This is a genomic window from uncultured Senegalimassilia sp., from assembly GCF_934632265.1.
Taxonomy (GTDB): domain Bacteria; phylum Actinomycetota; class Coriobacteriia; order Coriobacteriales; family Eggerthellaceae; genus Senegalimassilia.
The window spans coordinates 1-23464 of the sequence record NZ_CAKTYH010000017.1 but is presented as its reverse complement, the minus strand read 5'-3'; the positions used below and the strand labels follow the sequence as shown (position 1 = coordinate 23464).

Sequence of the window (23464 nt, the reverse complement as noted above, 5' to 3'; positions counted from 1 at the left end):
CGCCTAGCCCGCGCGATGTGTTCCAGATGAAGGACATCACGCGCGGCCCCGGCATGCACAACGAGCAGTTCGATGGCCTGACCTGGCTTTCCGTGCCGCTGTTCGATCAGGTGCGCGTGTGGCTGCTCGGCGCCTCCGACGCCGCGGCCGAGGTGAGCGCCCTGGCCGCGCACGTGGGCTTTGCCGTCACCGCGGTCGACTACGACCCGGCGTACCTCTCGCCAGAGCGCTTCCCCGACGCTACGCGCGTGCTGCTCGACGGCGGCAACTTCGACGAGCTGGACAAGCTCACCCCCGCGCCCGACGACTACGTGTGCGTGCTCACGCGCGGCCACATGTTCGACCCCGAGGGCTGCGTGTGGGCCGTCAAGCACAACGTGCATTACGTTGGTATGATGGGCTGCAAGGGGAAGAACTCCACCGTGCACGACCTGGTGCTGGCCCGCGGCGCCTCCGAGGAGGATTGGGAACGCATCAAGCGGCCCATCGGCCTGAAATTCGGCGCCAAAACCCCGGCGGAATTGGCTATTTCCATCGTGGCGGAGCTGGTCGATGTACGATATACGCAGCGCTACAGCCCCGAGGCGCGGGCGCGCCACGAGGAAAGCCTGGGCCGTTAGGGCCCGGCGGGCAACCCCGAAACAGGCATTTTGCGGGCAGCGCTTCGGCGCAAAGCCCCGCTTTGCGATAAGGAACGGACTTACAAGGAACGGTTCAAGGTAAGGAGAGAGCAAGTGGCAGATCCGAAGGTCAAGCGCGTACTCATCTCGGTGACGGACAAGACGGGCGTCGTCGAGTTCGCCCGCGCGCTGCATGACGAATTCGGCGCGGAGATCATCTCCACGGGCGGCACCGCCCGCGTCATCGCGGAGGCCGGCGTGCCGGTCACGCCCATCGACGAGGTGACGAAGTTCCCCGAGATGATGGACGGTCGCGTGAAGACCCTGCATCCCATGGTGCACGGCGGCCTGCTGGCCAAGCGCGACAACGCAAAGCACATGGCCGAGGCGGCCGAGCACGGCATCCAGATGATCGACATGGTGGTCGTGAACCTGTATGCGTTCGAGAAGACGGTCGAGTCCGGCGCGGACTTCGGCACCTGCATCGAGAACATCGACATCGGCGGCCCCTCCATGCTGCGCAGCGCCGCGAAGAACTTCGAGAGCGTCACCGTGGTCACCGACCCCGAAACCTATGAGGGCATCCTCGCCGAGATGCGCGCCAACGGCGGCGCCACCACGCGCGAGACCCGCATGGAGCTGGCCCTTGAGGTGTTCGAAACCACCAACGCCTACGACGGCGCCATCGCCGACTTCCTGTTCGACCAGGTCCAGGCCGCGCATCCGCACGAGCACGGCGAGGGCTGCGGCTGCGGTTGCGAAGAGGGCGTCGAGGCCCAGGGCGAGTTCCCGCCCGAGTGCGCCCTGTACATGCAGAAGCAGCAGGACCTGCGCTACGGCGAGAACCCGCATCAGCAGGCCGTCTTCTACCGCGTGGACGAGTTCGCCCATGAGCACAGCCTGGTCAACGCCCAGCAGCTCAACGGCAAGGAGCTGTCCTACAACAACATCCTGGACACCGACGCGTGCTGGTCGCTCGTGCGCGAGCTCGACGAGCCGGCGGTCATCATCCTGAAGCACCAGAACCCCTGCGGCTCCGCCACGGCCGAGACCATCACCGAGGCCTACGACAAGGCCTTCGCCTGCGACCCGAAGAGCGCCTTCGGCGGCATCATCGCGGCGAACCGCCAGGTCACGCTGGAGATGGTCGAGCACATCAACGAGAACAAGCAGTTCGTCGAGGTGCTCATCGCCCCCGAGTTCGAGTCCGCTGCGCTTGAGCTTCTGCAGCAGAAGAAGAACCTGCGCGTGCTGCGCACCGGCGGCATCGACGCCCCGGCTGCCGTCGAGGTCCGTTCCGTCGACGGCGGCGTGCTGGTGCAGGACGTCGACCACGTCTCCGAGGATCCGGCAACCTTCACCGTTCCCACCGATCGCAAGCCCACGGACGCCGAGATGCACGAGCTCATGTTCGCATGGCGCGTGTGCAAGGGCGTGAAGTCCAACGCCATCCTGGTGTCGCGCGACCACGCCGGCATCGGCATGGGCCCGGGCCAGCCCAACCGCGTGGACAGCGCGCTTCTGGCCTGCAAGCGCGCCCATGAGGCGTGCGAGCGCATGGGCGTGGAGCCCAAGGGCCTGGTGTGCGCGTCCGACGCGTTCTTCCCGTTCCGCGACACCGTTGACACGCTGGCCGAGTGGGGCATCACTGCCATCATCCAGCCCGGCGGCTCCGTGCGCGACGAGGAGTCCATCCAGGCGTGCAACGAGCACGGCATCGCCATGGTGTTCACCGGCCATCGCCACTTCCGCCACTAGTTCGCGAAGCTGGCGAGCGGGGCGGGTTTGCGCCGCGTAGCGCGCCCGCGTTGGCGGGTGCGCTTGCGCCGCCCCGCCGGGCGGGGGCGATGCGCCCGCACCGCCCGCGTCGCCGGCATCGTTTGCGTCCGCTACGCCCGAGGGGCGCGGGGGGCGAAACCTGCGAGCGGTCCGCCTTTTCGGCGGGCCGCTTTCTTTATGCGCTGATTTCGGTGGTTCGGTGCGGTTTTCGCGCCGGTTTTTTCTGACGAATGCGTGACATCCCCGGCGTTGCGGTTGTGCGGCGGGCATCGTCCCGTATAGTCGGCGTTATGAAGAAATCAGAAGCACTCAAAATACTGGGCTTGGCCGATGGGGCTAGCGACGATGAGATCAAGAGGGCTCATCGCAAGCTCGTCATCGCCCATCATCCCGACAAGTTCCCCCTGGACTCGAAGGAGCACGCCGAGGCCGAGGAGCTTACCAAGCAGATCAACGAAGCGCGCGACGTGCTGATCAACCGCAGCTGGTCGCCCGAGTTCGATCCGCGCCGCGACCCGCGCCCGTACGCGGGCAACCCTTATGCGCACCCGACGGGCTCGGCGGGGCAGGGCGGCGCGTCCGGTCAGGGCAACCCGTTCGACCCGTTCGCCGGCTGGCCGTTCGGCGAAGGGGCCCAGGGCCAGACCACGTACGTGTGGACCAGCTGGGACGACATCTTCAGCGGTGCCGCGGGATCGCAGCGCCCGGGTTCGGGACAGAACGGCGCAGGTCAGCGCACCGGTGGCGCCGAATGGCCGTTCGGCGGCTTCACCGTGGAATACGACCCCTTCGACCCGTTCGCGCCGTTCCGTGCCGCACGCGCGCAGCAGCAGACCGGCGAAGAGGTGTTCGCCCGCGCGAAGAAGGGCCTGCGCGACGAGGCGCTCATGGTCGCCGCCAAGGTGGTGGCGCTTGCGGTGCTCTCCATCGCCGGCTCCTCGGCAACGGGCCTGTTCCTGTACGTGATGGCGTCCATCATCTACGGCCTGTACAAGCGCATGGGCAGCCTGCTGGTCATGCTGCTGGTGCCCATCATGATCTTCGGCGCGCCGCTCATCTTCATGCTGGCGCCGCGTAACGGCTTCGTAGGCGCTCCGCTCACCGTGGCGTTTTTGGTGTCGGTGCTGTTCGACGTGCAGAACCTCCGCGACCGCATCCGCACCTACCAAGCGGCGAAGGTGGGGTTGTAGGGAAGCTAGCTTCCCAAGACTGCGCGCGCCAGGGCGAAGCCCAGTGCGCTGGCCGCTCCGCCCAGGCCCACCATGATCAACGTCAGCGGGCTCATCGCGCATCGCCCCCGTTTTGCGGGGAATCTGCCGACGAAGCCGTGACCTGGTGATGATCACTATAGCGTGGGCCCACGGCGTCGGCCAGGCGCTTTCCCGCGTAGGCTGCCCCAAACGTGGCGAACACGGTGATGCCTAGATACAGCGCGAACATCCCGTAACGCCCCTGCTGCAGAAGCGCCAGGTTCTCGGTGGAAAGCGCGGCGATGGGGGTGAACGCCCCGATGAGCCCGATGCCCATCGACTTCACCAATGGTGCCGGCAGGTTCGTCCGGCGCGCGACGAATTGATTGACGATCTCCAACGTGAAACAACCGAATATGTTCACCGCAAGCGTGGCGACGGGGAAGCCGCACTGCGCGGGCAGAAGCATCTCCAGGGCATAACGCGCCGTGGCGCCCAAAAGCCCATGAGCAGCACTAACGGTGCCAAGGAGCGGGGGCTGCGCAGCGCATGGTCCACCGCATCTGGGATATTGCCGTGCACTGATGCCCCCCTGTCCGAATCGAGTTTGCAGGCAGCAGTATACCGCCGCTTGCAAGGGGTGGGCTTGCGGCATACTCTTTGCGTGAGGGCTTTCCCGCGGTGGTGCGGTGGTGTGCCCATGGGGGTATACTTCCTTATTATGCTTAGAGGGCCGCGTTTGCGTTGGCCGCTAGAGAAGGGGGTTGCCATGGTCATCCTTGACGAACCGTATGCTTCGCCGCAGTTGCTGGAATGGCTCGAATCTTCGCAACACCCTGTGCTTCGCAATGCGTTCTCCGAGCGCACGGCTTTTGCGTCCGGGCGGGCGTTGCACCTGGTCGATGAGGCTGAAGCCGCCTCGCGCCTTTCCGCGGGCGAGCGCGTGTATACCAACTCCGAAAATACGCTCGAGTGGATCTGCTCGCATGCGGATAACCCCGGCCTTACGCACGCCATCACCGTGTTCAAGGACAAGGTTGCCATGCGCGAGCTTCTGGCGCAGATGGACGAGGGCTTCTTCTTCCGCGCATGTACGGCTGATGAGCTGGGAAAACTGGACTTCTCCGAGCTTGAGCCGCATATGCCGTTCGTGGTGAAGCCTGCGCGCGGGTTCTGCAGCATGGGCGTGCATATGGTGCGCTGCCGTGCCGATTGGGATGAGGCGCTGGCTGATTTCGCGTCGAACGCGGCTGCTTGGGCGGACATGTACCCCGACAGCGTGGTTGCCGGTAACGATTTCATCCTGGAGCAGTTCATCACGGGGCAGGAGTATGCCCTTGACGCGTTCTTCGACGAACAGGGTGCGGCGCATGTGCTCAACGTGCTGCGCCACGATTTCGCCGGTCCCGATGACACGTCCGACCGCATGTACACTACGTCGGCGGCCATCGTGCGCGAAAAGGCACCTGCCTTCGAGGAGTGGCTTTCGCGCGTGAACGCCCTGGTGGGAGCGCGGAACTTCCCGGTGCATGTGGAGGTTCGCGTGGACGAGCAGGGCGGCGGCATTCGTCCCATCGAGTTCAACCCCTTGCGATTCGCCGGCCTGGGCGGCACCGATGTTGCTCAGCATGCCTACGGTTTTCGCACGTATGAGGCGTTTTTGACCGACACGCTGCCTGATGACGATGCGGCGTTCGCCTATGCGGGCGACCATGTGTATACCATGTCGCTGCTCAATCCGCCGGAGGGCGTGACGGGAACCGAGGAATTCGATTATCCGGCGTTCTCCGAGCGCTTCGATAGGGTTTTGGAGCTGCGCGAGTTCGACGTGCCCACGTTCGGCTGCTACGGTTTCCTGTTCGTGGAAACCGACCTTGACGAACGTGGCAAGGCCGAACTCGATTTCCTGATGCACACCGATTTGCGCGAGTTCCTGAGCTGCGACGACGCCGCGGATCAACGTTAGGCGGCTGCATGAAATTCAACGTCAAGAACCTTTTCATGGGCGTGGTGCTCATCATCGTGCTTGCGGTGGTGTTTTTGCGCGGCGACCAGCTGGTGGAGCTGGGCGAGACCATGAAGCAGGGAAGCCCCCTGCCGCTGGTCGCGGCCATCCTCACGCAGCTGGGGAAGTACTTCGCGCAAAGCTTCGCCTATTCGCGCAGCTTCGCCGCCGTGGGCGAGCGCATGGAGCCGAAATCAACGTTGCCGCTGGTCTTCGGCACGTTTTTCATGAACACCATCGCGCCGTCCATGAACCTGGCGGGCACCACGTTGGTGGTCGACGACGCGCGACGGCGCGGCATCCCCGCCGGCAAGGCCACGGGTGCGGCGCTGCTTATGCAGATTACCATCGACGGCGCGTTCTCCACGCTCATGGTGTGCGCTTTTGTGTTCCTGGCGGTCACGGTGGGGCTGTCGCCTGTGTGGTTCCTTATGGGCATGGTGGTGTTGTGCCTGGTGGGAACCATGGTGGCGCTGCTTATCCTGGCGCACAAAAAGCCCGATTCGCTTATGCGTCTTTTGCGGCCTGTCGAGCGTATGAGCCGCAAGGTGGTCGGGCGCGTGCGCAAAAAGCCGCTCGAGCCGTGGGCCGAGCGCATCGCGCAGGCGTTTTCCGAGGCCGCCGGCATGATCGGCCATAGCCCCAAACCTACGCTTCAGGCGTACGGGTGCTCGCTGATCGCCAGCTTGTGCGAGCTTTCGTGCTTTGCGCTGGTGGGCATCGGGTTCGGCGTCGATACGGCGCCGGCGCTGGTGTGCGGTTACGTGGTGGCAACGCTGTTCGCCATGATCTCGGTCACGCCGCAGGGCGTGGGCGTGGTCGAGGCGGCCGTTGTGGTGGCATTCACCAGCTTCGGCGAGTCGGCGGCGGCGGGCACGGCCATCGGCCTGGTGTACCGCGGCATCGTGTTTTGGATGCCGTTCATCAGCGGCGCCGTGCTGATCAACACCACGAAGGCGTTCAAGGGCGACGTAAAGCAGGCGGCGTACGACCAGGATATGGGCGCCGTTGCCGGCACTGCTGCTACTGCGGCGCGCCTGCAGGAAGAGGCGCACGCCGACGCGGTGCACTTCAAGCGTGCGGCCGCGCTGCGCTCGCGCATGGCGGATGCGCATGCGGCGCATGGTGGGCAGCAGGCCGCGGGTGGGGTGCCGCCGGAAGCTAGCGGGGCCGCACCGGGCGGCGCTGTTGCGGCGAGCGCGGCCCAAACGGTGTCTTTTGCGGAAGCGCACATGCCTGCCCCAGCCGCTCAAACGGTGCCTTTTGCGGAGAGCGCCGGATTCGAGCGCGCTGGCGTGACGGTGCCGCTGGATGCAGTGCGGCCAGCGAGCGCGGATGGCGTAACGCATGAGCGCGCTGCCGATTGGGCCGCCGATCTGCCCGAGGTTTCGCCTTCGGTCACGTCGGGGGATTTGCCCGGGGAAGGTCCGGGTTCGCCAACGTATACTGAAACGGATAAACAATAGGCTGCGGGCCGCGGTTTTCGCGGCCCCTTCGTTTTCGGAGGTTTTCATGACCCTTCTGGATACCCTGCACATCACCTACGACGTGGTCACTCCCGAGCATATCGAGATGTCCATGCCCATTTCCGAGGAGATTTACCAGCCGCACGGCTTTTTGCATGGCGGCGCCACGCTTGCGCTGCTGGAGTCGTGCGCAAGCCGCGGCGCCGAGATGCGCACCGATTTCGACAAGGAGCTGCCGTTCGGCTTGGAGTCCGACATTCGCCACAAGAAGCCGGGCAAATCCGGCATTTTGCACGGTTTCGCCGACCTTGAGCACGAGGATCCCAGCTACGGCGGTCGCAAGCAGTTCTGGCACGTGGTGGCCAAGGACGACGCCGGCGACGTGGTCTCCGAAGGCACCTTCATCACCAAGATCGTCACCAAAGAGCACTTCGCCGAAAAGAACCGCCAGCGTGAACAACGCTAACCCGGACACATAATCCTACGTCTCCAAAGTGTCGCGCTTCGGGCCGGACGATTCGGGGACGTAGCATTAAGTGTCTGGATTTTGCTTTGGGGGCGCATGCGGGCAGTTTGTGCGTCTGCGTTCTTGCCCCCGGTTCGGTTGGTTTGACTTGTTTGGCCGGTTTCTGCCCTATTTCGAGGAAACGGTGTTTGTGGCGCTTGGATTTGCTTGGCGGTGCGTTTGGATTCCGTTGGCAATTCGGGCAGTTTGCGGTGATGGTTGAAGAGAGGAAGCTGCCCATGGAAGCGTTTGTGCGCGAGAGCTTGCTGGAGATGTACGAGACGAATCGCCAGTGGCTCGGCAACCTTGAGCCCGAGGTTATGGAAGAGGGTTTCGTGCGCAACTCGGTCGTCGTGCCCGAGAAGGCCTGCAACTTCTTCGGCAACGCGTTCGGCGGCTACCTTATGAGCCTGGTGGACGTTTGCGGGTGTGCGGCGCCCTGGACGCTGGGCAAGTACGTGGTCACGCAAACCTGCGATGTGCATTTCATCAGGGGCGTTATGCTGGGCGAGCACGTGTTCGTCGAGGCGCGCGACGTGCGCACGGGGCGCACGAGCTCCATCGCCGACGTGCGTATCGTGGACGAGCAGGGCAACGTGCGCCTGACCGCCACCGTCACCATGCACATCGTGCGCGACATCCGGCCCGAGGACGTGGGCGTTAAGCAGAAGCTCGAGTAAGAAGCCTGTTGACGCAGCTTTCGGGGGTTGTACGCGAGCTGTTTCGGAGGTGCTCGGCGCGGTTTTGCGCTGATGGCTGTCGCTGTTTTGTCGCTTTGCGGCTCATGTAGGCGATGGTTTTCGAGAGCGAGCGAAGGCGCAAACCTCATCTAGTTTGCTATTGTGAACTTTCTGTTCCCCAATTGTGGCTAAACTGCAGCAAGGTTTTGGCTTTTCAGAAAGGCTTCAGCTGCGGTCAGTATCATGTTCAAAACGAACGTGATCCGTGCGCTTTTACGTGCGCTCAATTCTAGGAAGAACGTGATGGGAGAACCTATCGAAACTCGCTTTGATAAGCAGGAGATGCCGCAAGAACGTCATGCGCGCATGATGGCCGCCGGGCATCGTCCGCATGGGGATGCTGCCGAAGCGGCGTTGTTCGCCGTTCCGCTCGAGATGCTTGGCGAGCACAGCGCAACTTGCGAACAGGCCGACGACTTCGCTGAGCGCGATCGCGCCGCGGCCTCGCGTTCCTCGGCCCGTCACGCGCGCGTGACGGTTCCGCATGCCGCTCGCTCCCGTGGCGGTGCGCGACGCAGCGCGGGGGTTTCCCGCGTCGCGCACAACGGTGCGTTCATCAGTGACGGCGGGGCGGTGATCGGCGGTGACAGCTGGTCTGTGCGCAGGCGTTCGCTGATGGCGGCCGTAACTGTTGTCGCGGCCGCATTGGTGGTCGTCGGCATTCTGGCAACGCATGGTCACGCCGGTGCAAACAGCGGCGGCGATCAGGACATTGCGCAGGAAGCGCTGGAATCCCAAACGCTGGAGACGGCGTACGGCGCCGACGACTCGGCAGAGGCGCAGCAGGAGCAGCAGTCTCAGGAGGCCGAGGCCGCGGAATCCGTTGCTCCCGGCATGCGCCCTGGCGATGCCGAGGGGTTCTCTAGCCATCGCCGATACGCTCTAGGGGCGATGGGTCAAGAAGCCCTTAACGGCGCCGACCGCGCAAATGTCATGCAAATGGTCGGTTTCAATAGCCTTAGCGGCACGAGCGCGAGCGTTCCTGAGCTGTTCCAGTATCCCAGCATGCCGGCAGGGTGCGAGATTTATTCGCTCGCTGCGGTGCTGCAGGCCATGGGTCACGATGCCGATCCCGATTCCATTGTGGCGAACCAGCTGCCCTTCGACGTGGATGGCGACGATTACGCTTCGGCGTTCTGGGGCGATCCTTATTGGGCGGGCGAGGGCATGCCGCCTGCCATCATGGCGGCGGGCAACGCATACCTGGAGGAAGAGGGCGCAAGCGAGCGTTTCGCCAACCTCACCGGCACCGATTTCGACGAGCTTGCTAGCAAGGCGTCGTCTGGAACCCCGGTGCTCGTGTGGACCACGCTCGACTTCGAGGACCCGTGCTTCGACCAGCCCCTGGAGGCGAATTCGTTCTATGACCTGGAGCATTGCGTGGTGCTGCTGGGCGTGGAGGGTCACCGGGCGTGCATCATGGACCCCACGCAGGGCTATGTGACCGTCAACTACGACTGGTTCAAGTACCTCTACAAGCAATGCGGCTCCATGGCGCTGGCGATTGCGTAAACGGTTCGCCGCTTTACGCAATCGCGCGTTTGTCGGTAGCGGTGTAGACGCCGATCACGATGATGGCGGCCACCACCAGCATGGCCAGCAGTGCTGCGTACGACACTAGGTAGGTGCCGAACGCCTCGGTCAAAAAGCCCGGCAGAAACGTGAAGATGAACCCGCCCAGCGCGTAGCACACTTGGAAGTTCTTGATGGTGCGCGTTTCCTTGCCGCGCGGCGCCAGCTCGATCGACCACACCGAAATGCCCACGGTGCCTAGCGACATGCCGATGCCGAACATGAGAACGCCCAGCCCGGCAAGCCCGGTGTTGCCCATATCCGACAGGCACAGCACCGCCGTGCCGGCGATGTACAGGGCGAAGAACACCGCCGACCCGCGCTTGGTGCCGAAGCGGTCGAACGCCATGCCGCTGACCAGCTTCGCCACCGTCAAGCACGCGCCGTTGACGGCCACGAGCGTGGCGGCATGCTCGGCGGAGAAGCCCTCGGAGGTGAACAGCACGGCCAGGTAGTTGCCGCCGCCCACCGACACGCAGCCGATGATGATCATGGCCAGGAACAGCAGCGGCATGGTGCGCGGGGAAAGGTCGCGGTTGACGTGGCGCTTCCTTGCGCGCTCAAGCTGCTGTGCGCTTTTCTTCTGCTCGCGCTTCACCGCTTTCGGGCTTCCCTCGTAAGGGGTAAGGCCCATGTCGCGCGGGTCGTTTCGCAGCAGGGCGAACACCGTCACGCCGATGACCAGGGCCAGCGCCGCTTCCGCCCTGAACGCGGTTTGCAGATCGAAGGCGCTGATGAGCGCGACCGCCGCGTTCGGGATGACGATGGCGGCCACGCCCGAGCCCACTGCGGCGACGCCGGCCACGGTGGCCACGTTTGCCCGGAACCAACGGTTGATCAGCATGGTCGAGGCGATCATGCCGCCGAAGCCGTAGCCCAGGCCCGTCAGCGCCGAAGCGCCGCACAGCATGCCGAAGTTGCTGCCGGCTAGCGAGTACAGCGCGAACCCGGCGCTGACGCACAGCGTTGCCAGGAACGCGCCGATGCGGCAATCGACCAGGTCGTAGTAGCGTCCGACCACGAGCATGGCCAGAAGCGACACGAATGTGCGCACCGACACGATGATCGACCCGCCCGAATGCCCGACGCCCGGCAAATCGACCAGGTAGGGCTGATACACGGAAAACGACGTGGAGGGCAAGCCCACGTTCGTGAACAATATCAGGAAGCAGCATACGGCCACCACGGCTTCATAATGCTGCTTGATCTTGGCGAATAACATGCTTCGGAACCACCTTCGGAAGGGTATTGCCGTACCGCGTTTTGCGCGTACGGTTATCTAGCATAACGGGGTCATGTTTCAATCGGCGAAAAGCTGACGGAATCGCGATAATGCGGCGGATGGGATAGCGTGTTACCCTTTTACCTCGTGATTGAAATCGGAAACATATCGATTCGGTCGGTTGTGCGTGCGATTCGGGCTTTTGCGGCGCGCGAGACCGTGCTGGTCGTTGCTGTTGCGGCGGCCGTGGCATCGCGCGCTCTTGTTCCGCCCGATGCCGGATATGCCGCATATGTTGATTGGCATACGCTGGCTCTGCTGTTCTGCCTGATGGCGGTGGTGGCGGGGTTCCGTTCGCTTGGCGTTTTGGATGCCGCGGGGGCGTGGCTGGTTGCGCGCGCCCGAACGCAGCGCGCCGTGGCAGGCGTGTTGGTCGGGCTTGCGTTCTTCGCCAGCATGGCGGTGACCAACGATGTTGCGCTCATTACGTTCGTGCCGCTGGCTTTGGTGGTTTTGCGCCGCGCGGGCATGGAGGGCCGCGTATGCCTGGTGGCCACGCTCATGACCATCGCGGCGAACCTGGGCAGTATGTTCACACCCGTTGGCAACCCGCAAAACCTGTACCTCTTCACGGCCTCGGGCATGAGCGTCGGGGAGTTTCTGCAGCTCATGGGGCCGTATACGGCTGCATCGGGCTTGCTGTTGGCACTTGCGTGCGCGCTGTGCTTTCGGGGCGAGGAAGTGCGCGGCGCCGGCGACGTCGATACGTTCGCCGGTTTCTCTGCCCGCACGCGTAAGCGGTTGACGGTGTATGGCGCGCTGTTCGCGTGCTGCTTGGCTGCGGTGCCGGGCGTGCTGGATGTTCGCGTTTTGCTGGCGTTGGTGCTGGTGGGTGTCTCTCTTTCCGATGCAAGCCTGCTGCGGCGCGTCGACTGGGGGCTGTTGGCCACTTTTGCGGCCCTGTTCGTGTTCGTGGGGAATATGGGCCGCGTCCCGGTGCTGCATGAGGCGCTTTCTGCGGCGGTTGGCGGAAACGCGCTGCTCGCGGCGGTAGGGGGCAGCCAGGTTATCAGCAACGTGCCGGCCGCAGTGCTGCTTTCGGGGTTCACCGACCAGTGGGAGGCGCTGATCGTGGGCACGAACTTGGGAGGTTTGGGCACGCTTATCGCATCCATGGCAAGCCTCATCACGTTCAAGGCGGTCATGGTGGGCCGCCCCGGCATCCGCGGGCGCTACCTGCTTGAGTTCACCGCATGGAACGTTGCGTTCTTGGCGGTGTTGCTCGCGCTTGCCGTGGTTTTGGGGGCGGCGTAGGGGCTTATAAATAGCAGCCCGTCAGGCTTGCGGGGTTTTGGGCGATTTGCGCTGGGGTTCCGTGCGCTACCACGCGTCCGCCCGCTTGGCCACCGCCCGGGCCCATGTCCACCACGTAGTCGGCGTTGCGGATGAAGTCCAGGTCGTGCTCGATGACAACCACGGTGGCGCCTTGCTCGACCAGGTGCTGGAACACGTTGAGCAGCGTGCGCACGTCGCGCGGGTGCAGGCCGATGGTGGGCTCGTCGAACACGAACAGCGCCCCGTCCTGGGCTTTGCCCATTTCGCTGGCCAGCTTCAGGCGTTGCGCCTCGCCGCCGGAGAGCGCCGGCGTGGCCTCGCCGAGCGTAAGGTAGCCAAGCCCCAGGTCATGCAGCGTTTGCAGCATGGCGTGCGCCTTCTTCAGGCTGGCGCACGCGTCAAGCGCCTCGTCGATGCTCATGGCCATGAGCTGCGCGAGCGTGTGGCCATTCCAGGTGATGGCATCGGCGTCGCCGCTGTAGCGGCGGCCGCGGCAATCGGGGCAGGGGACGTCCACATCGGGAAGGAATTGCACGTCGAGCGACACCTGGCCGGTGCCGTCGCAGGTGGGGCAGCGCAGCTTGCCGGTGTTGTAGGAGAACGCGCCTGCCTTCAGGCCCCCGGCCTTCGCCGTGTCGGTGCGGGCGAAGGCGCGGCGCAGGTCGTCGAGCACCCCGCAGTAGGTGGCGACGGTCGAGCGAACGTTCGCGCCGATGGGCGTTGCGTCGATGAGCTGTGCGCGGAGGATGCCGGCGGGGTCGATCCCGCGTACGCTGGCGGGCAGCGTTTCGCTCGCGTTCGCGCTGTTCAGGGCTGGAATCAGCTCCTCGAGCACGAGCGTGGTCTTGCCGCTTCCCGACACGCCGGTGACCGCTGTTAACCGGTTAACGGGTAGGTCGACCGACAGCGCGTGCACGGTATGCAGCGCGTTGGTTTCCAAGTGGATGGTGCCGCGCTCGAACAGCTGCCCCTCCGGGCAGCGCGGGCGCACGTTCGCCATGGGATCTGCGGCCACTGGCAAGTACCGCCCGATCAGCGAGCGGTCATCGGCCTGCAGCTCGGCTGGCGTTCCGCAGGCGACTACGTGCCCGCCGCCGGCTCCGGCTTCCGGGCCCATCTCCACCAGGTAGTCGGCTGCGGCCAGAATGCGCGTGTCGTGATCAACCATCACCACCGAGTTTCCGTCGGCCAACAGGTCGCGCATGACGCCTAGCAGGCCGTCGATGTTGGCGGGGTGTAGGCCGATCGAGGGCTCGTCCAGCACGTAGAGCACGCCGGTGGTGCGGTTGCGCACCGCGCGCGCCAGCTGCACGCGCTGGCGTTCGCCGGTGGACAGCGTGGAGCCCGCGCGGTCGAGCGAGAGGTAACCCAGGCCCAGCTCAAGCAGCCGCCGCGCCGTATGCTGGAACGATTCGCAGATGGAGACCGCCATGGGGCGCAGGTCCTCGGCCAGCGTTTCCGGAACGCCGTCTACCCAGGTCACAGCCTCGTCGAGCGTCATCTCGCACGCCTTCGCCAGGTTTATCCCGCGCACGATCGGCCCGCGCGCCGCCGCCGACAGGCGCGTGCCCTCGCAATTCGGGCACGGCCCTTCGGTCAGGAAGCGGGCCACGCGCGCCAGGCCCTTCTCGTCCTTCGCCTTCGCCAGCGCGTTCTCCACGGTGTAGACGGCGTTGTAGTAGGTGAAGTCGAGCTCGGCGAAGTTGTCGCCCTTCTTCGCCTTGTACAGGATGTGCTTTTTCTCGGCGGGGCCGTGGAAGACGATGTCGCGTTCCTCGGGCGTGAGCTGGGAAAACGGCACGTCAAGGCGCACGCCCATCTCGCCGCATACCTGCTTCATGAGGTCCCACATCAGGCTTCCCCAGGGAAGCACCGCGCCCTCGTTGATGGTTTTGCTCTCGTCGGGGACCAGCGCTGCCTCGTTCACGCGCCGCACGGTGCCGGTGCCGCCGCACGTGGGGCAGGCGCCGCCGCTGTTGAACGCAAGTTCTTCGGCGCCGGGGCCGAAGAAGGTCTTTCCGCAGGTCGTGCACGTGATCGGCTGTTCGGCTGCCACTGACATGGAAGGCGGGGCGAAGGTGCCGCAGTGCGGGCACGGGTGGCTGCCCACGCGGCTGAACAGCAGGCGCAGGCTATTCAGCAGCTCGGACATGGTGCCGAACGTGCTGCGCACGCCGGGAACGACTGGGCGCTGGTGTAGCGCCAGCGCGGCGGGGACATAGCGCACCTCGTCGACGTCGGCGCGCGCGGCCTGCCCCATGCGGCGGCGCGTGTACGTGGACAGCGCCTCCAGGTAGCGTCGCGAGCCTTCCGCGTACAAAACGCCCAGCGCCAGCGAGCTTTTCCCGCTGCCCGACACGCCGCACACGCCCACCAACTGGCCCAACGGGATGTCGACGCTCACGTTCCGCAGGTTATGCACGCGCGCCCCGCGCACCTCGATATGCGAAGGGCTGGCAGGCGCGATGCTGGTGTGGCGGGCAGACAGATGGTTCATGGCGATGCCTTTCAGGCGACGGTGCGTGGTTGCCCTCCATTATAAAGCGAGCCCGGGGACCGGGCGCTACGTCCCCGAAGTGTCTGGGATGTGCTTGTTTGGTTGGCGGCGGTTGGCGCTTGTACAATGGGGTTGACATCTACCGGGTCATCCAGACGAGAGGATATTCCTATGAGCAAGGTTTTGCTGGTCAACGGCAGCTCGCGGCAGGAGGGCAACACGTCGGTCGCGCTCGCCGAGGTTGCCGCCGCGCTTGAGGGGCACGGCGTCGAGACGGAAACCATGTGGCTGGGCAACAGGCCCGTCAACGATTGCCTTAGCTGCGGCAAGTGCTCCGAGCTGGGCGGGAAGTGCGTCATCGCCGACGACGTGGTCAACGAGCTGATCGCCAAGGCGGCGCAGGCCGACGGCTTCGTCTTCGGCACGCCGGTGTACTACGCGCACCCCTCCGGCCGCATCCTGTGCGCGCTCGACCGAGCATTCTACGCAGGCAGCGCGGCGTTTCGCCATAAGCCCGGCGCGGCGGTGGCCGTTGCGCGCCGCGGCGGCACCACGGCGTCGTTCGACGTGCTGAACAAGTACCTCACCTTCGCCGAGATGCCCGTCGTGTCGTCCACGTACTGGAACAACGTGCACGGGCGCCTGCCGGGCGAGGCCGCGCAGGATGCCGAAGGCCTGCAGACCATGCGCAACATCGGGCATAACATGGCCTGGCTGCTCAAGTGCATCGAGGCCGGGAAGACTGCGGGCATCGACGTCCCCGTCGCCGAGCGCGGCCAGATGACGAACTACATCCGCTAGTTCGTGCTGCTAGGTTGCGAGCTGCGTCCGCTAGCTCGGGCCGCCAGATTGCGAACCACAAGTGCTAACTCGGGCGGCTGGATTGCGAACCGCATCCGCAGCTCGTGCGACCAGATGATGAACCGCATCCGCTAGCACGGGCGGCTCCCGGGTTGCAATTTGACGCATTCGTGAAGCGCCGGCTTTGTGCCGGCTCTTCCGTGTTAAATCCGGGAACCTCTACGTTACATTTCGGGAATCTCGGGGAAATCCGCCGCAGAATGGGCCCGTATGAAAACTGCGGCGGTCGCGGTTGCGCCGCCGCTTGCGGAAACCGAACGTGCAAGGAGGCCCTTCGTGGCTAAGGTCAACCCGAATTACCAGAAACTTCCCGGCAGCTATCTGTTCTCCGAGATCGCCCGCCGTACCGCCGCGTATTCCGAGGCGCATCCCGAGGCGAAGCTCATCAAGATGGGTATCGGCGACGTCACGCGCCCGCTGGTCCCGGCTGTCATCGAGGCCATGCACGCCGCCGTCGAGGACATGGCGAAGCCTGAAACCTTCCACGGCTACGGCCCCGAGCAGGGCTACGATTTCCTGCGCGCCGCCATCGCCAAGCGCGACTTCCACGCGCTCGGCGTCGACATCGCCGATGACGAGATCTTCATCTCCGACGGCGCCAAGTCCGACTGCGGCAATATCGGCGATATCCTGGACATCGACAATGTGGTGGCCGTGTGCGACCCGGTGTATCCCGTGTACGTGGACTCCAACGCCATGGCTGGTCGCGCGGGCGACTACGACGAGGCGGCAGAGCGCTGGACGAACATCGTGTACATGCCCACCACCGCCGAGAACGGCTTTTGCCCGGGGCTGCCCGAGGGCCGCGCGGATGTCATCTACCTATGCAGCCCGAACAACCCCACCGGCACGGTGCTCAACGCCGAGCAGCTGAAGGTGTGGGTCGATTACGCTAACGCCAACGACGCCATCATCATGTTCGATGCCGCTTACGAGCGTTTCATCACCGAAGAGGGCGTGCCGCATTCCATCTACGAGGTGGAAGGCGCCAAGACCTGCGCCATCGAGTTCCGCTCGTTCTCCAAGACGGCGGGCTTCACCGGCGCGCGCTGCGGCTACACCGTGGTGCCCAAGGAGCTGGTCCGCGACGGCCAGAGCTTCAACGCCATGTGGAACCGCCGCCAGTGCACGAAGTTCAACGGCGCCAGCTACATCATCCAGCGCGGTGCCGCTGCCATCTACACCGAGGAAGGCGAGCGCCAGATCGAGGAGACGCTTGCGTACTACCGCAACAACGCGCGCGTGATCAAGGAGGGCCTCGAGGCCGCCGGGTTCACCGTGTACGGCGCGGTGAACAGCCCATATATCTGGTGCAAGACGCCTGAGGGCATGGGCAGCTGGGAGTTCTTCGACAAGCTGCTGACTGAGGCGAACATTATCACCACGCCGGGTGCGGGCTTCGGCCCCTCGGGCGAGGGCTACGTGCGCCTGACCGCCTTCGGCGATGCCGACGCCACGGTCGAGGCCATGGAGCGCATCCAGAAACTCATGGCGGAGTAGGGTAGCGGGCTGTTGCCCGTTGACGCATCATGCGGAGTTGCGAAGAAGGGGGCCTGTGGCCCCCTTCTTTCGTATACGCAAACGTGATTGACGGCATCAGTTAACCGGTGTAAGACGGTGACCGAGCGGTGCATCGTAAGCTGCTGCCGTGAAAACAGGCCTAAAACTGTGCATTTTCTGCACAGTGAGTAAACCGGTCATCATTTGCTGCAAGAAACACACCAGATGGGGAATAAGCAACGTAGGAGAACTATTTGCATCGACAGCTGACTTCTCTTGCCGGCATCCTCTCCGGCATTTGTGTTACCAGCCCACGCGGGGACGCCGGAGTCGCGTGGGCTTTCGATTCCGTTTGCCAGCAGCTCTCGGCACCGGCCTTTGGAGCGCCCTCGGGTTTTGCTAGTGGATTTCAGCAACAGCCTCTACGGGTTTCCTCGGCTTCTGTTGGCATCCCTTGGCGGCGGCCGTTGCGCTCTCGGCCTGCGGGGCGCTTGCCGGCGCATTGTCGCCTGCGGGCGCATCATCGCCGGCGTAGCTGCGCTTCTTCAGCAGCATCGATACCGCCAGCGCGGCAATCGCAAGCACCAGGGTGAACGTGAAGCCCCAGTGTACGCCGTTGGTGAACGCGACCGCGCCGCCTTCCGCGCTTGCCGCCTGGCCCATGCCCAGCAGGCTGGTGGCGACGGCGGTGGCAATGGCGCCGAGCACCTGCTGCAGGGTGTTCATCATGGTGGAGCCGTCCGCGTTCATGCGGTGCGGCAGCGAGTTCAGGGCGCTCGTCTGGCTCGGCGACATGGCCAGCGGCACGCCGATCATCAAGATCACATGAGCGCAGATCACATACGCGATCGGCGTTTCGGGCGTCGCGAATAGGAACATCACGGTGCCCACGATGGACAGGGCGAAGCCCGCGCGCGCCGGGATGCGGGCGCCGATGCGGTCGTATAGGCCGCCGGCGATCATGGACACGATGCAGTTCACCACGCCGCCGGGCAGCATGAGCATGCCGGCCATGGCGACGGGCAGCAGCATGCCGCTTTGGATGTACTGCGGCAACAGGTACATGGCCGACAGCGTGATGCCGAAGTTCAGCATCACCAGCGTCACGCCCACGTGGTAGCCCTGCTGGCAGAACACGCGCACATCCAGCACGGGAATCTCCATGTGCAGCTGGCGATACACGTACGCGGCAATGCAGACCACGCCGATGACCAGCGCGGACACCACCTCGACGCTGGTCCATCCGTACAGGCTGGCAAGCCCGGCGCCCAACACCACGCCGCCGAATCCCAGGCACGACAGCACGCACGAGACCGCATCGACGCGCGGGCGCGTCAGCTCGTAGGGGTTCACCAGGAACTTCGCTGCGAACACCATGGCCACGGCCAGTACCACGGCGAAGGTGAAGAAGATGAAGCGCCAGCTCAGCACTCCCAGAATGATGCCCGAGAGGGTAGGACCGATGGCGGGGGCGAACATGATGATGAGCGCCGTCAGGCCCATGGCGGCGCCGATCTTCACCGGCGGGAACACCTCAAGCACCACGGCGAACATCATGGGCAGGACCAGGCCCGTGCCCACGCCTTGCACCAGGCGGCCCGCCAGCATCAACTCGAAGCTGGGGGCGAACCCGCTGATCAGCGAGCCGACGAAGAACGCGCCAAGCGCGAATAGCGTGAGCTTGCGTACGCTGAACCACTTCATAAGCAGGCTGGCGAAGGGCAGCACGATGCCGATGACCAGCATATATCCGACGACCATCCACTGCATCACGGCAACGTCGACGCCGAACGCCTCGGTCAGCTGCGGCAGCGCGATATTGAGCGACGTCTCGCTGAACATGCCCGTGAAACCGCCCAGATACAGGCCCATCATGGTCAGGTAGGGGTGCGCAACCTCAACGTGCGCCTTATGGGGATCAAAACCTTGCATAGTGTTTTCCGTATATTCCTTTCCGACTTTTGCGCAGCACCTGACCGGGCGCAAAAGAGCCCGGGCAAAACAAAAAGCGGGGGCTGCAAAGGAAGCTTTCATCCTTTGCAGCCCCCGCTTAAGGGCGCTACTGACTACCACTAATTGCCTTTAGCCTAGCAGAAACCGCAGCCGTTTCGTAAGCGTTGAAATTGTGGAGAAACGAAAAGCGCCTCCCGTGGGGGAGGCGCTTCGGTCGCGTTGCGCGTGGTGCTAGGCAATCTCGATCGGATAGCTGGCAACGGTGTCGTAGGTGTCGTTGTCCATCACGCTGATGGTACCGGCGACGTTCTTCATCGCTTCAATGTCGGTGATCTTGGTGCTGTCGAAGTAACCGAAGGTCTCGGCGAACATGCCGGGCTTGACGGTCTCGGTCAGGGTGAAGTCGACCATCTGGCCGTCGACGCTGAAGGTGCCGTACTCGGCCATGAACAGGATAGTCTTGTCGGCGGTCTTGTTCTCAACCTTGAAGGTGTAGCCGCAGTCGTCGAGCCAATCCTGCTTCTTGTTCAGCACGGTGATGGTGCAGTTCTCGTCATCGACGAGCATCTTGTCAACGGCAACGGTGCTCTTCTCGGTGGTGGTTGCTGCCTTCGCATCGCCGGCGTTGCCGTCGGTCTTGACCTCGCCGCGCTCGAACGTCATGGCGTAGCCGTCGTCGGTCATCTGCAGCTTACCGTCGGTGATGGTTGCGGTGATGGGGCTGCCGTCGATGGTGAACTTGGCCTCCGTGGCGCTCTTGGCCTCCCACGTGCCGTCAAGGGGCTCGCCGAACATGATGAGCGCGCAGGTGCCGTCCTCGTTGACGTTCAGGCCCACGCTCATGCCGAACGCGTCGAGCATGGCGATGTCCTCAGCGGTGGCCTCTTCGCCGTCGGACACCATGCCCGCCAGCTTCCACGAGCCGATGAACGCTTCCTTCGCGTCCTTGTCGTTGGTCGCGCCGCCACCGCCGCAGCCGGTCAGTGCCAAGCACAGCGTCATCGCGCATGCTACCAACGCGCATACCAATAGCTTCCTCTTCATGTCCCTCACTCCCTTTCTATTTGATGCTCCTATGGCGAACCTTCGGTCCCTTGCCGAAGGCGTGTGCCCTGGTCACGCGCTTGCCGCGAATCGAACCGGCAGGCGCTTATCCCATCGCGCCGCCGCAGTACTCGCAGCGACCTTGCGCGTCGGGGACGGTGGTGGCGCCGCAGAACGGGCAGGTTTGCGCGGTTTTCGGCGCCGCGGCCGCTGCTGCCTGCTCGCGGACGGTTTCGCGCAGCTGCGTGAGTGCCTCGCGGATCTGCTGCGCCTGACGCTCCGCCTCGCGATATTCCACGGAATTGCGCTCCTCGATGCGGTAATCGTTGACCTTGAACGTGATCTCGTTGAAGTACGGCGAGTTCACGTGGATGGTGACGTACACGTCGTAGTCGATGTCGTAGCGCGGCGGGTCGTAGCTTTGCGAATGACCCTCATCGTCTTTCCAGGTGAGCTCGCTGCGGGTTTCGCGAATCTCAGTGTCACAGCCCGTGACCTGGGAGAAGTCCATAACGTCGGGGTTTGCGTCGCGCCAACGGGAATTGCGCGTGACGATGAAGCGCTTTGCGTCCTCGTCGAGCATCACCTTCATGTCGCAGCCGAGCGTGCGCGTGACGTTGAGCTCCGCCACCTTCTGGCGGTTGGCCTCGCGATACTCAAGCTGCTCGGCGATCTGCTCGACGGTGCTTGCGCGTCGGTCGCTGAAGAACGGCGACAGCTTTCCCGCGCACTCCTTGCACAGGTTGCCGTCCTCAAGCTTGCGATTGCCCAGAAGCCCGATCTCGCCGCCGCAGATGCTGCAGGTTTTCTTTTCGAACATCTTTCCGAACAGCCCCATGTCGCGCCCCTTTCATCGTCTCCAACTCCGTGCCTTGATAATGGCAGAAGCGAGGAAGGCGAAGAAGCGCCCCGCGGCTCGAAAAGGGGAGCAAAAGCGAACCGAACGGCCCAGGTTGCCGCGAAGGCATGCGGTATGGGTTGGAGGTTCTGAGCTGGTGCGCAGGAAGAGGCGCGCGAAAGCAGCGAAAGGCAGGGTTGGGCGATGCGCCAGGTATTTCGCGTAAATGACCGGAAGAGACGTACAGAAGTCGGGGCGTGCCCGACTACATGCAAGGCCCCGAAGGGCTGCAGTTATGCGCCCTACTCCTCGGATTGCTCGCCGGTGCGGCCCATGCCGGGGATGATCAGGCCGCTGGAAACCGCGTGCACGGCAAGGCGCAGGATGTTGTCGTAGCCGGTTTTCGCCAGGATTTCGGAGATGTGGCGCTTCACGGTGCCTTCGGACAGGTACAGCTCCTGCGCGATCTCCTTGCGCGTTTTGGTCTCGCACACCAGGCGCAGGATGTCGATCTCGGTTTGCGTGAGTGCCGCTGCGCCGGAAAGCGCGTTGGATTGAGGGCGGGGAAACGTGGAATAGCCCTCCATGGTGGAGCGGATGACGGCGATGAGCTCGGCCGTTCCCACATTTTTGTACACGAAGCTGTCCACGCCGGCGGCGCGAGCCTGTTCGACGAACGTGATCTCGGGCATGCCCGTCATGATGACCACGCGCACGTCGGGGTGCGCCTGCTTGATGGCGGCAGCCGCCACGATGCCGCTGGAATCGTTTTCCGTGCACACGTCCAAAAGCGCTAGGTTTGCGTGGTGCTTCTCGACCGCGGAAAGGGCGTCGGCCGCATCGGCGATGGCCGCCACGACGTGCATGTCGTCCTGCATGTCGATGGCGCACGCGAGCGAATCGCGCAGCATGGCTTGATCTTCGGCGATGACCATGTCGATCATGGCGTCCCCCTGGGCGTAGAAGGCGGTCCTTGCATATCGCCGGAACAGCGGCGATGCCCTCTATTCTACCGTGGAACCACCGCTTCTAGCGTGAAAGGCTGGGTGGCCGTCACCTGGCAGGTGCCGCCGACCGCGCCAACGGCCTCGCACATGCTGGGAAGCCCCGTTCCCTCGCGGAAATCGCTGGGACCCGCAAGGCCATCGTTGGTTACACGCAGCGTGTACGACCTGTCGCTTTCCCCGAAGGCGATGCGCACGTTGTGGGCCTGCCCGTGCTTGACGGCGTTGGTGGCGGCCTCGCGGCAGATGGTGACGAACGCCTCGGCCGCGGCGGGCGCCTCGGGAAGGCTGCCGATCTGCTCGATGCGCACTCCCACCAGCTCGAAGGCGTGCACGATGGACGTCAGCTCGGTGGGCGATTGCTCGTCGTCGGCGCGCGTAAGGTCCTCCATCATGCTGCGCACCAGGTCCGTGACCTGGTCGAGCGCCTCAGGGTTGCTGCTGCCGTCCTCAAGATAGCGGTGCAGGATGGAAAGACGCTGGCCGATGGTGTCGTGCACGCGCGCCTTCATGTGCAGCATTGCCTCGTTGCGCGCGACCTCGCGGACGCCCGCAAGCGATTCCTCCAACTCGAGGTTCGCCTGCTCAAGCAGGTCGTTCGTGCGTGCGATGGTGACGTTGAGGCGTTCCTCCTCCGTGACGTCGATGGCCGTCAGGCGGCGGTAGGTCTTGCCGTTAACCTCGGCGGTGTCGCGCTTGAACAGGCGCACGTCGCCTTCCCCGACCTGGATGCGCACGCCTTCGGGCAGCACGTCGTTTATGGGCGCGGCGCCGCGTTCCGCGATTTCGCACAGGTTTTCCCATAGCATGCTGACGTCGGATAAGTCGGTGGCGAAGCCGAGCTCCATGAGGCACCACCGCATGGCGTCGTTCATGTACAGCACGCGCCCGCCCCGCTCGGCCATGGCAAGGCCCTCGGGCAGGCGGTCGATGGCCTCGATGGCGGAAAGCTGCGTGATGCTGTTGCGGAACCGCCGGATGTCCAAGATCAATCCGGCGCTCACGCGGAACGTCAGGAACGCGGCGTCGGCTATGAACAGGTACGGTGCGAAGGCGCCGGCGGCGTCGATGACGGGCGGCGAGCACAGGGCGAACAGGGCGATCTCCCAGGTCATGACCGGTTTGCGGTAGCGGATGGCAAGCGCCAGGCCCACAACCGCCAATGCCAGGTTGAACCAGAGCAGCACGCTTAAGGGCAGCGCCGTTACGCGCAGGTGCAGCAGCAGGGTGCCGTGGTTGGCGTATGCCGACAGCATGGTGGCGGTTGCCAGGTACAGATGCACCACCAGCAGCGCCTCGTACACGGTGGCCGCCGATATCGGGCGGGCGTTTT

General features: G+C 64.4%; 19 protein-coding genes. 11 read left to right on the top strand and 8 right to left on the bottom strand.

Annotated features, from left to right (window positions below):
• The 3 genes from Q0H50_RS02575 to Q0H50_RS02565 all read left to right on the top strand — a co-directional run.
• Positions 1 to 620 (top strand): XdhC family protein (locus Q0H50_RS02575; protein WP_294419051.1); only part of this gene is annotated, 620 nt, incomplete at its 5' end.
• A 114-nt stretch (positions 621 to 734) separates the two neighbouring features.
• A complete protein-coding gene (purH, locus tag Q0H50_RS02570) occupies positions 735 to 2378 on the top strand; it encodes a bifunctional phosphoribosylaminoimidazolecarboxamide formyltransferase/IMP cyclohydrolase (protein WP_294419049.1) in 1644 nt (547 codons plus the stop codon).
• 311 nt (positions 2379 to 2689) lie between these two features.
• Entirely contained in the window at positions 2690 to 3589 is a 900-nt protein-coding gene (locus Q0H50_RS02565) for a J domain-containing protein (RefSeq protein ID WP_294419047.1), read from the top strand.
• A 91-nt stretch (positions 3590 to 3680) separates the two neighbouring features.
• Here Q0H50_RS02565 and Q0H50_RS02560 read toward each other — a convergent pair whose 3' ends face one another.
• The gene (locus Q0H50_RS02560; protein ID WP_294419044.1) at positions 3681 to 4244 is read right to left on the bottom strand and encodes a CrcB family protein; all 564 of its coding nucleotides are present in this window, start codon (positions 4242 to 4244) and stop codon (positions 3681 to 3683) included.
• A 114-nt stretch (positions 4245 to 4358) separates the two neighbouring features.
• Between Q0H50_RS02560 and Q0H50_RS02555 the strand changes: the two genes are divergently transcribed.
• The 5 genes from Q0H50_RS02555 (at position 4359) to Q0H50_RS02535 (ending at position 9817) form a co-directional block, all read left to right on the top strand.
• Entirely contained in the window at positions 4359 to 5555 is a 1197-nt protein-coding gene (locus tag Q0H50_RS02555; RefSeq protein WP_294419043.1) for an ATP-grasp domain-containing protein, read from the top strand.
• Between the two features lie 8 nt (positions 5556 to 5563).
• A complete protein-coding gene (locus Q0H50_RS02550) occupies positions 5564 to 7060 on the top strand; it encodes a lysylphosphatidylglycerol synthase transmembrane domain-containing protein (RefSeq protein ID WP_294419042.1) in 1497 nt (498 codons plus the stop codon).
• 46 nt (positions 7061 to 7106) lie between these two features.
• Complete coding sequence (locus Q0H50_RS02545; RefSeq protein ID WP_294419041.1) at positions 7107 to 7526, top strand: PaaI family thioesterase; 420 nt, start codon at positions 7107 to 7109, stop codon at positions 7524 to 7526.
• A 278-nt stretch (positions 7527 to 7804) separates the two neighbouring features.
• A complete protein-coding gene (locus tag Q0H50_RS02540) occupies positions 7805 to 8245 on the top strand; it encodes a PaaI family thioesterase (RefSeq protein WP_294419037.1) in 441 nt (146 codons plus the stop codon).
• 303 nt (positions 8246 to 8548) lie between these two features.
• Positions 8549 to 9817: a C39 family peptidase gene (locus tag Q0H50_RS02535; RefSeq protein ID WP_294419035.1), complete on the top strand. Its 1269-nt coding sequence runs from the start codon at positions 8549 to 8551 to the stop codon at positions 9815 to 9817.
• Positions 9818 to 9830: 13 nt separating this feature from the next.
• On the opposite strand, the gene Q0H50_RS02530 is transcribed toward Q0H50_RS02535, so the two are convergent.
• Positions 9831 to 11099 carry an MFS transporter gene (locus tag Q0H50_RS02530; RefSeq protein ID WP_294419034.1) on the bottom strand — a complete coding sequence of 423 codons (1269 nt, stop codon included), beginning with the start codon at positions 11097 to 11099 and terminating at the stop codon, positions 9831 to 9833.
• A 219-nt stretch (positions 11100 to 11318) separates the two neighbouring features.
• Here Q0H50_RS02530 and Q0H50_RS02525 point away from each other — a divergent pair, with 219 nt between their 5' ends.
• Entirely contained in the window at positions 11319 to 12413 is a 1095-nt protein-coding gene (locus Q0H50_RS02525; RefSeq protein WP_294419031.1) for an SLC13 family permease, read from the top strand.
• 4 nt (positions 12414 to 12417) lie between these two features.
• Here Q0H50_RS02525 and Q0H50_RS02520 read toward each other — a convergent pair whose 3' ends face one another.
• Entirely contained in the window at positions 12418 to 14931 is a 2514-nt protein-coding gene (locus tag Q0H50_RS02520) for an excinuclease ABC subunit UvrA (protein WP_294419029.1), read from the bottom strand.
• Positions 14932 to 15102: 171 nt separating this feature from the next.
• Here Q0H50_RS02520 and Q0H50_RS02515 point away from each other — a divergent pair, with 171 nt between their 5' ends.
• Entirely contained in the window at positions 15103 to 15732 is a 630-nt protein-coding gene (locus tag Q0H50_RS02515) for a flavodoxin family protein (protein WP_294419028.1), read from the top strand.
• 336 nt (positions 15733 to 16068) lie between these two features.
• A complete protein-coding gene (locus tag Q0H50_RS02510) occupies positions 16069 to 17292 on the top strand; it encodes an LL-diaminopimelate aminotransferase (protein WP_294419026.1) in 1224 nt (407 codons plus the stop codon).
• Between the two features lie 399 nt (positions 17293 to 17691).
• Here Q0H50_RS02510 and Q0H50_RS02505 read toward each other — a convergent pair whose 3' ends face one another.
• From Q0H50_RS02505 to Q0H50_RS02485, 5 genes are all read right to left on the bottom strand, one after another.
• Positions 17692 to 19224, bottom strand: a complete 1533-nt coding sequence (locus Q0H50_RS02505) for an MDR family MFS transporter (protein ID WP_294419023.1) — start codon at positions 19222 to 19224, stop codon at positions 17692 to 17694.
• A gap of 252 nt (positions 19225 to 19476) precedes the next feature.
• Entirely contained in the window at positions 19477 to 20289 is an 813-nt protein-coding gene (locus Q0H50_RS02500; protein WP_294419020.1) for a hypothetical protein, read from the bottom strand.
• 106 nt (positions 20290 to 20395) lie between these two features.
• Positions 20396 to 21127: a DUF4428 domain-containing protein gene (locus Q0H50_RS02495; RefSeq protein WP_294166472.1), complete on the bottom strand. Its 732-nt coding sequence runs from the start codon at positions 21125 to 21127 to the stop codon at positions 20396 to 20398.
• 302 nt (positions 21128 to 21429) lie between these two features.
• A complete protein-coding gene (locus Q0H50_RS02490; RefSeq protein WP_294419017.1) occupies positions 21430 to 22071 on the bottom strand; it encodes a response regulator transcription factor in 642 nt (213 codons plus the stop codon).
• 65 nt (positions 22072 to 22136) lie between these two features.
• The coding region (locus Q0H50_RS02485) for a sensor histidine kinase (protein WP_294419015.1) at positions 22137 to 23464 on the bottom strand (1328 nt) is incomplete at its 5' end.

What these genes read in the sequence shown, in the direction of transcription:
- Q0H50_RS02530 (WP_294419034.1), bottom strand. Translation starts at nt 11,099, where the DNA reads ATGTTATTCGCCAAGATCAAGCAGCATTATGAAGCCGTGGTGGCCGTA.
- Q0H50_RS02500 (WP_294419020.1), bottom strand. Translation starts at nt 20,289, where the DNA reads ATGAAGAGGAAGCTATTGGTATGCGCGTTGGTAGCATGCGCGATGACG.
- Q0H50_RS02540 (WP_294419037.1), top strand. Translation starts at nt 7,805, where the DNA reads ATGGAAGCGTTTGTGCGCGAGAGCTTGCTGGAGATGTACGAGACGAAT.
- Q0H50_RS02515 (WP_294419028.1), top strand. Translation starts at nt 15,103, where the DNA reads ATGAGCAAGGTTTTGCTGGTCAACGGCAGCTCGCGGCAGGAGGGCAAC.
- Q0H50_RS02495 (WP_294166472.1), bottom strand. Translation starts at nt 21,127, where the DNA reads ATGGGGCTGTTCGGAAAGATGTTCGAAAAGAAAACCTGCAGCATCTGC.
- Q0H50_RS02555 (WP_294419043.1), top strand. Translation starts at nt 4,359, where the DNA reads ATGGTCATCCTTGACGAACCGTATGCTTCGCCGCAGTTGCTGGAATGG.
- Q0H50_RS02560 (WP_294419044.1), bottom strand. Translation starts at nt 4,244, where the DNA reads ATGCCGCAAGCCCACCCCTTGCAAGCGGCGGTATACTGCTGCCTGCAA.
- Q0H50_RS02535 (WP_294419035.1), top strand. Translation starts at nt 8,549, where the DNA reads ATGGGAGAACCTATCGAAACTCGCTTTGATAAGCAGGAGATGCCGCAA.
- Q0H50_RS02520 (WP_294419029.1), bottom strand. Translation starts at nt 14,931, where the DNA reads ATGAACCATCTGTCTGCCCGCCACACCAGCATCGCGCCTGCCAGCCCT.
- Q0H50_RS02550 (WP_294419042.1), top strand. Translation starts at nt 5,564, where the DNA reads ATGAAATTCAACGTCAAGAACCTTTTCATGGGCGTGGTGCTCATCATC.
- Q0H50_RS02565 (WP_294419047.1), top strand. Translation starts at nt 2,690, where the DNA reads ATGAAGAAATCAGAAGCACTCAAAATACTGGGCTTGGCCGATGGGGCT.
- Q0H50_RS02490 (WP_294419017.1), bottom strand. Translation starts at nt 22,071, where the DNA reads ATGATCGACATGGTCATCGCCGAAGATCAAGCCATGCTGCGCGATTCG.
- Q0H50_RS02505 (WP_294419023.1), bottom strand. Translation starts at nt 19,224, where the DNA reads ATGCAAGGTTTTGATCCCCATAAGGCGCACGTTGAGGTTGCGCACCCC.
- Q0H50_RS02545 (WP_294419041.1), top strand. Translation starts at nt 7,107, where the DNA reads ATGACCCTTCTGGATACCCTGCACATCACCTACGACGTGGTCACTCCC.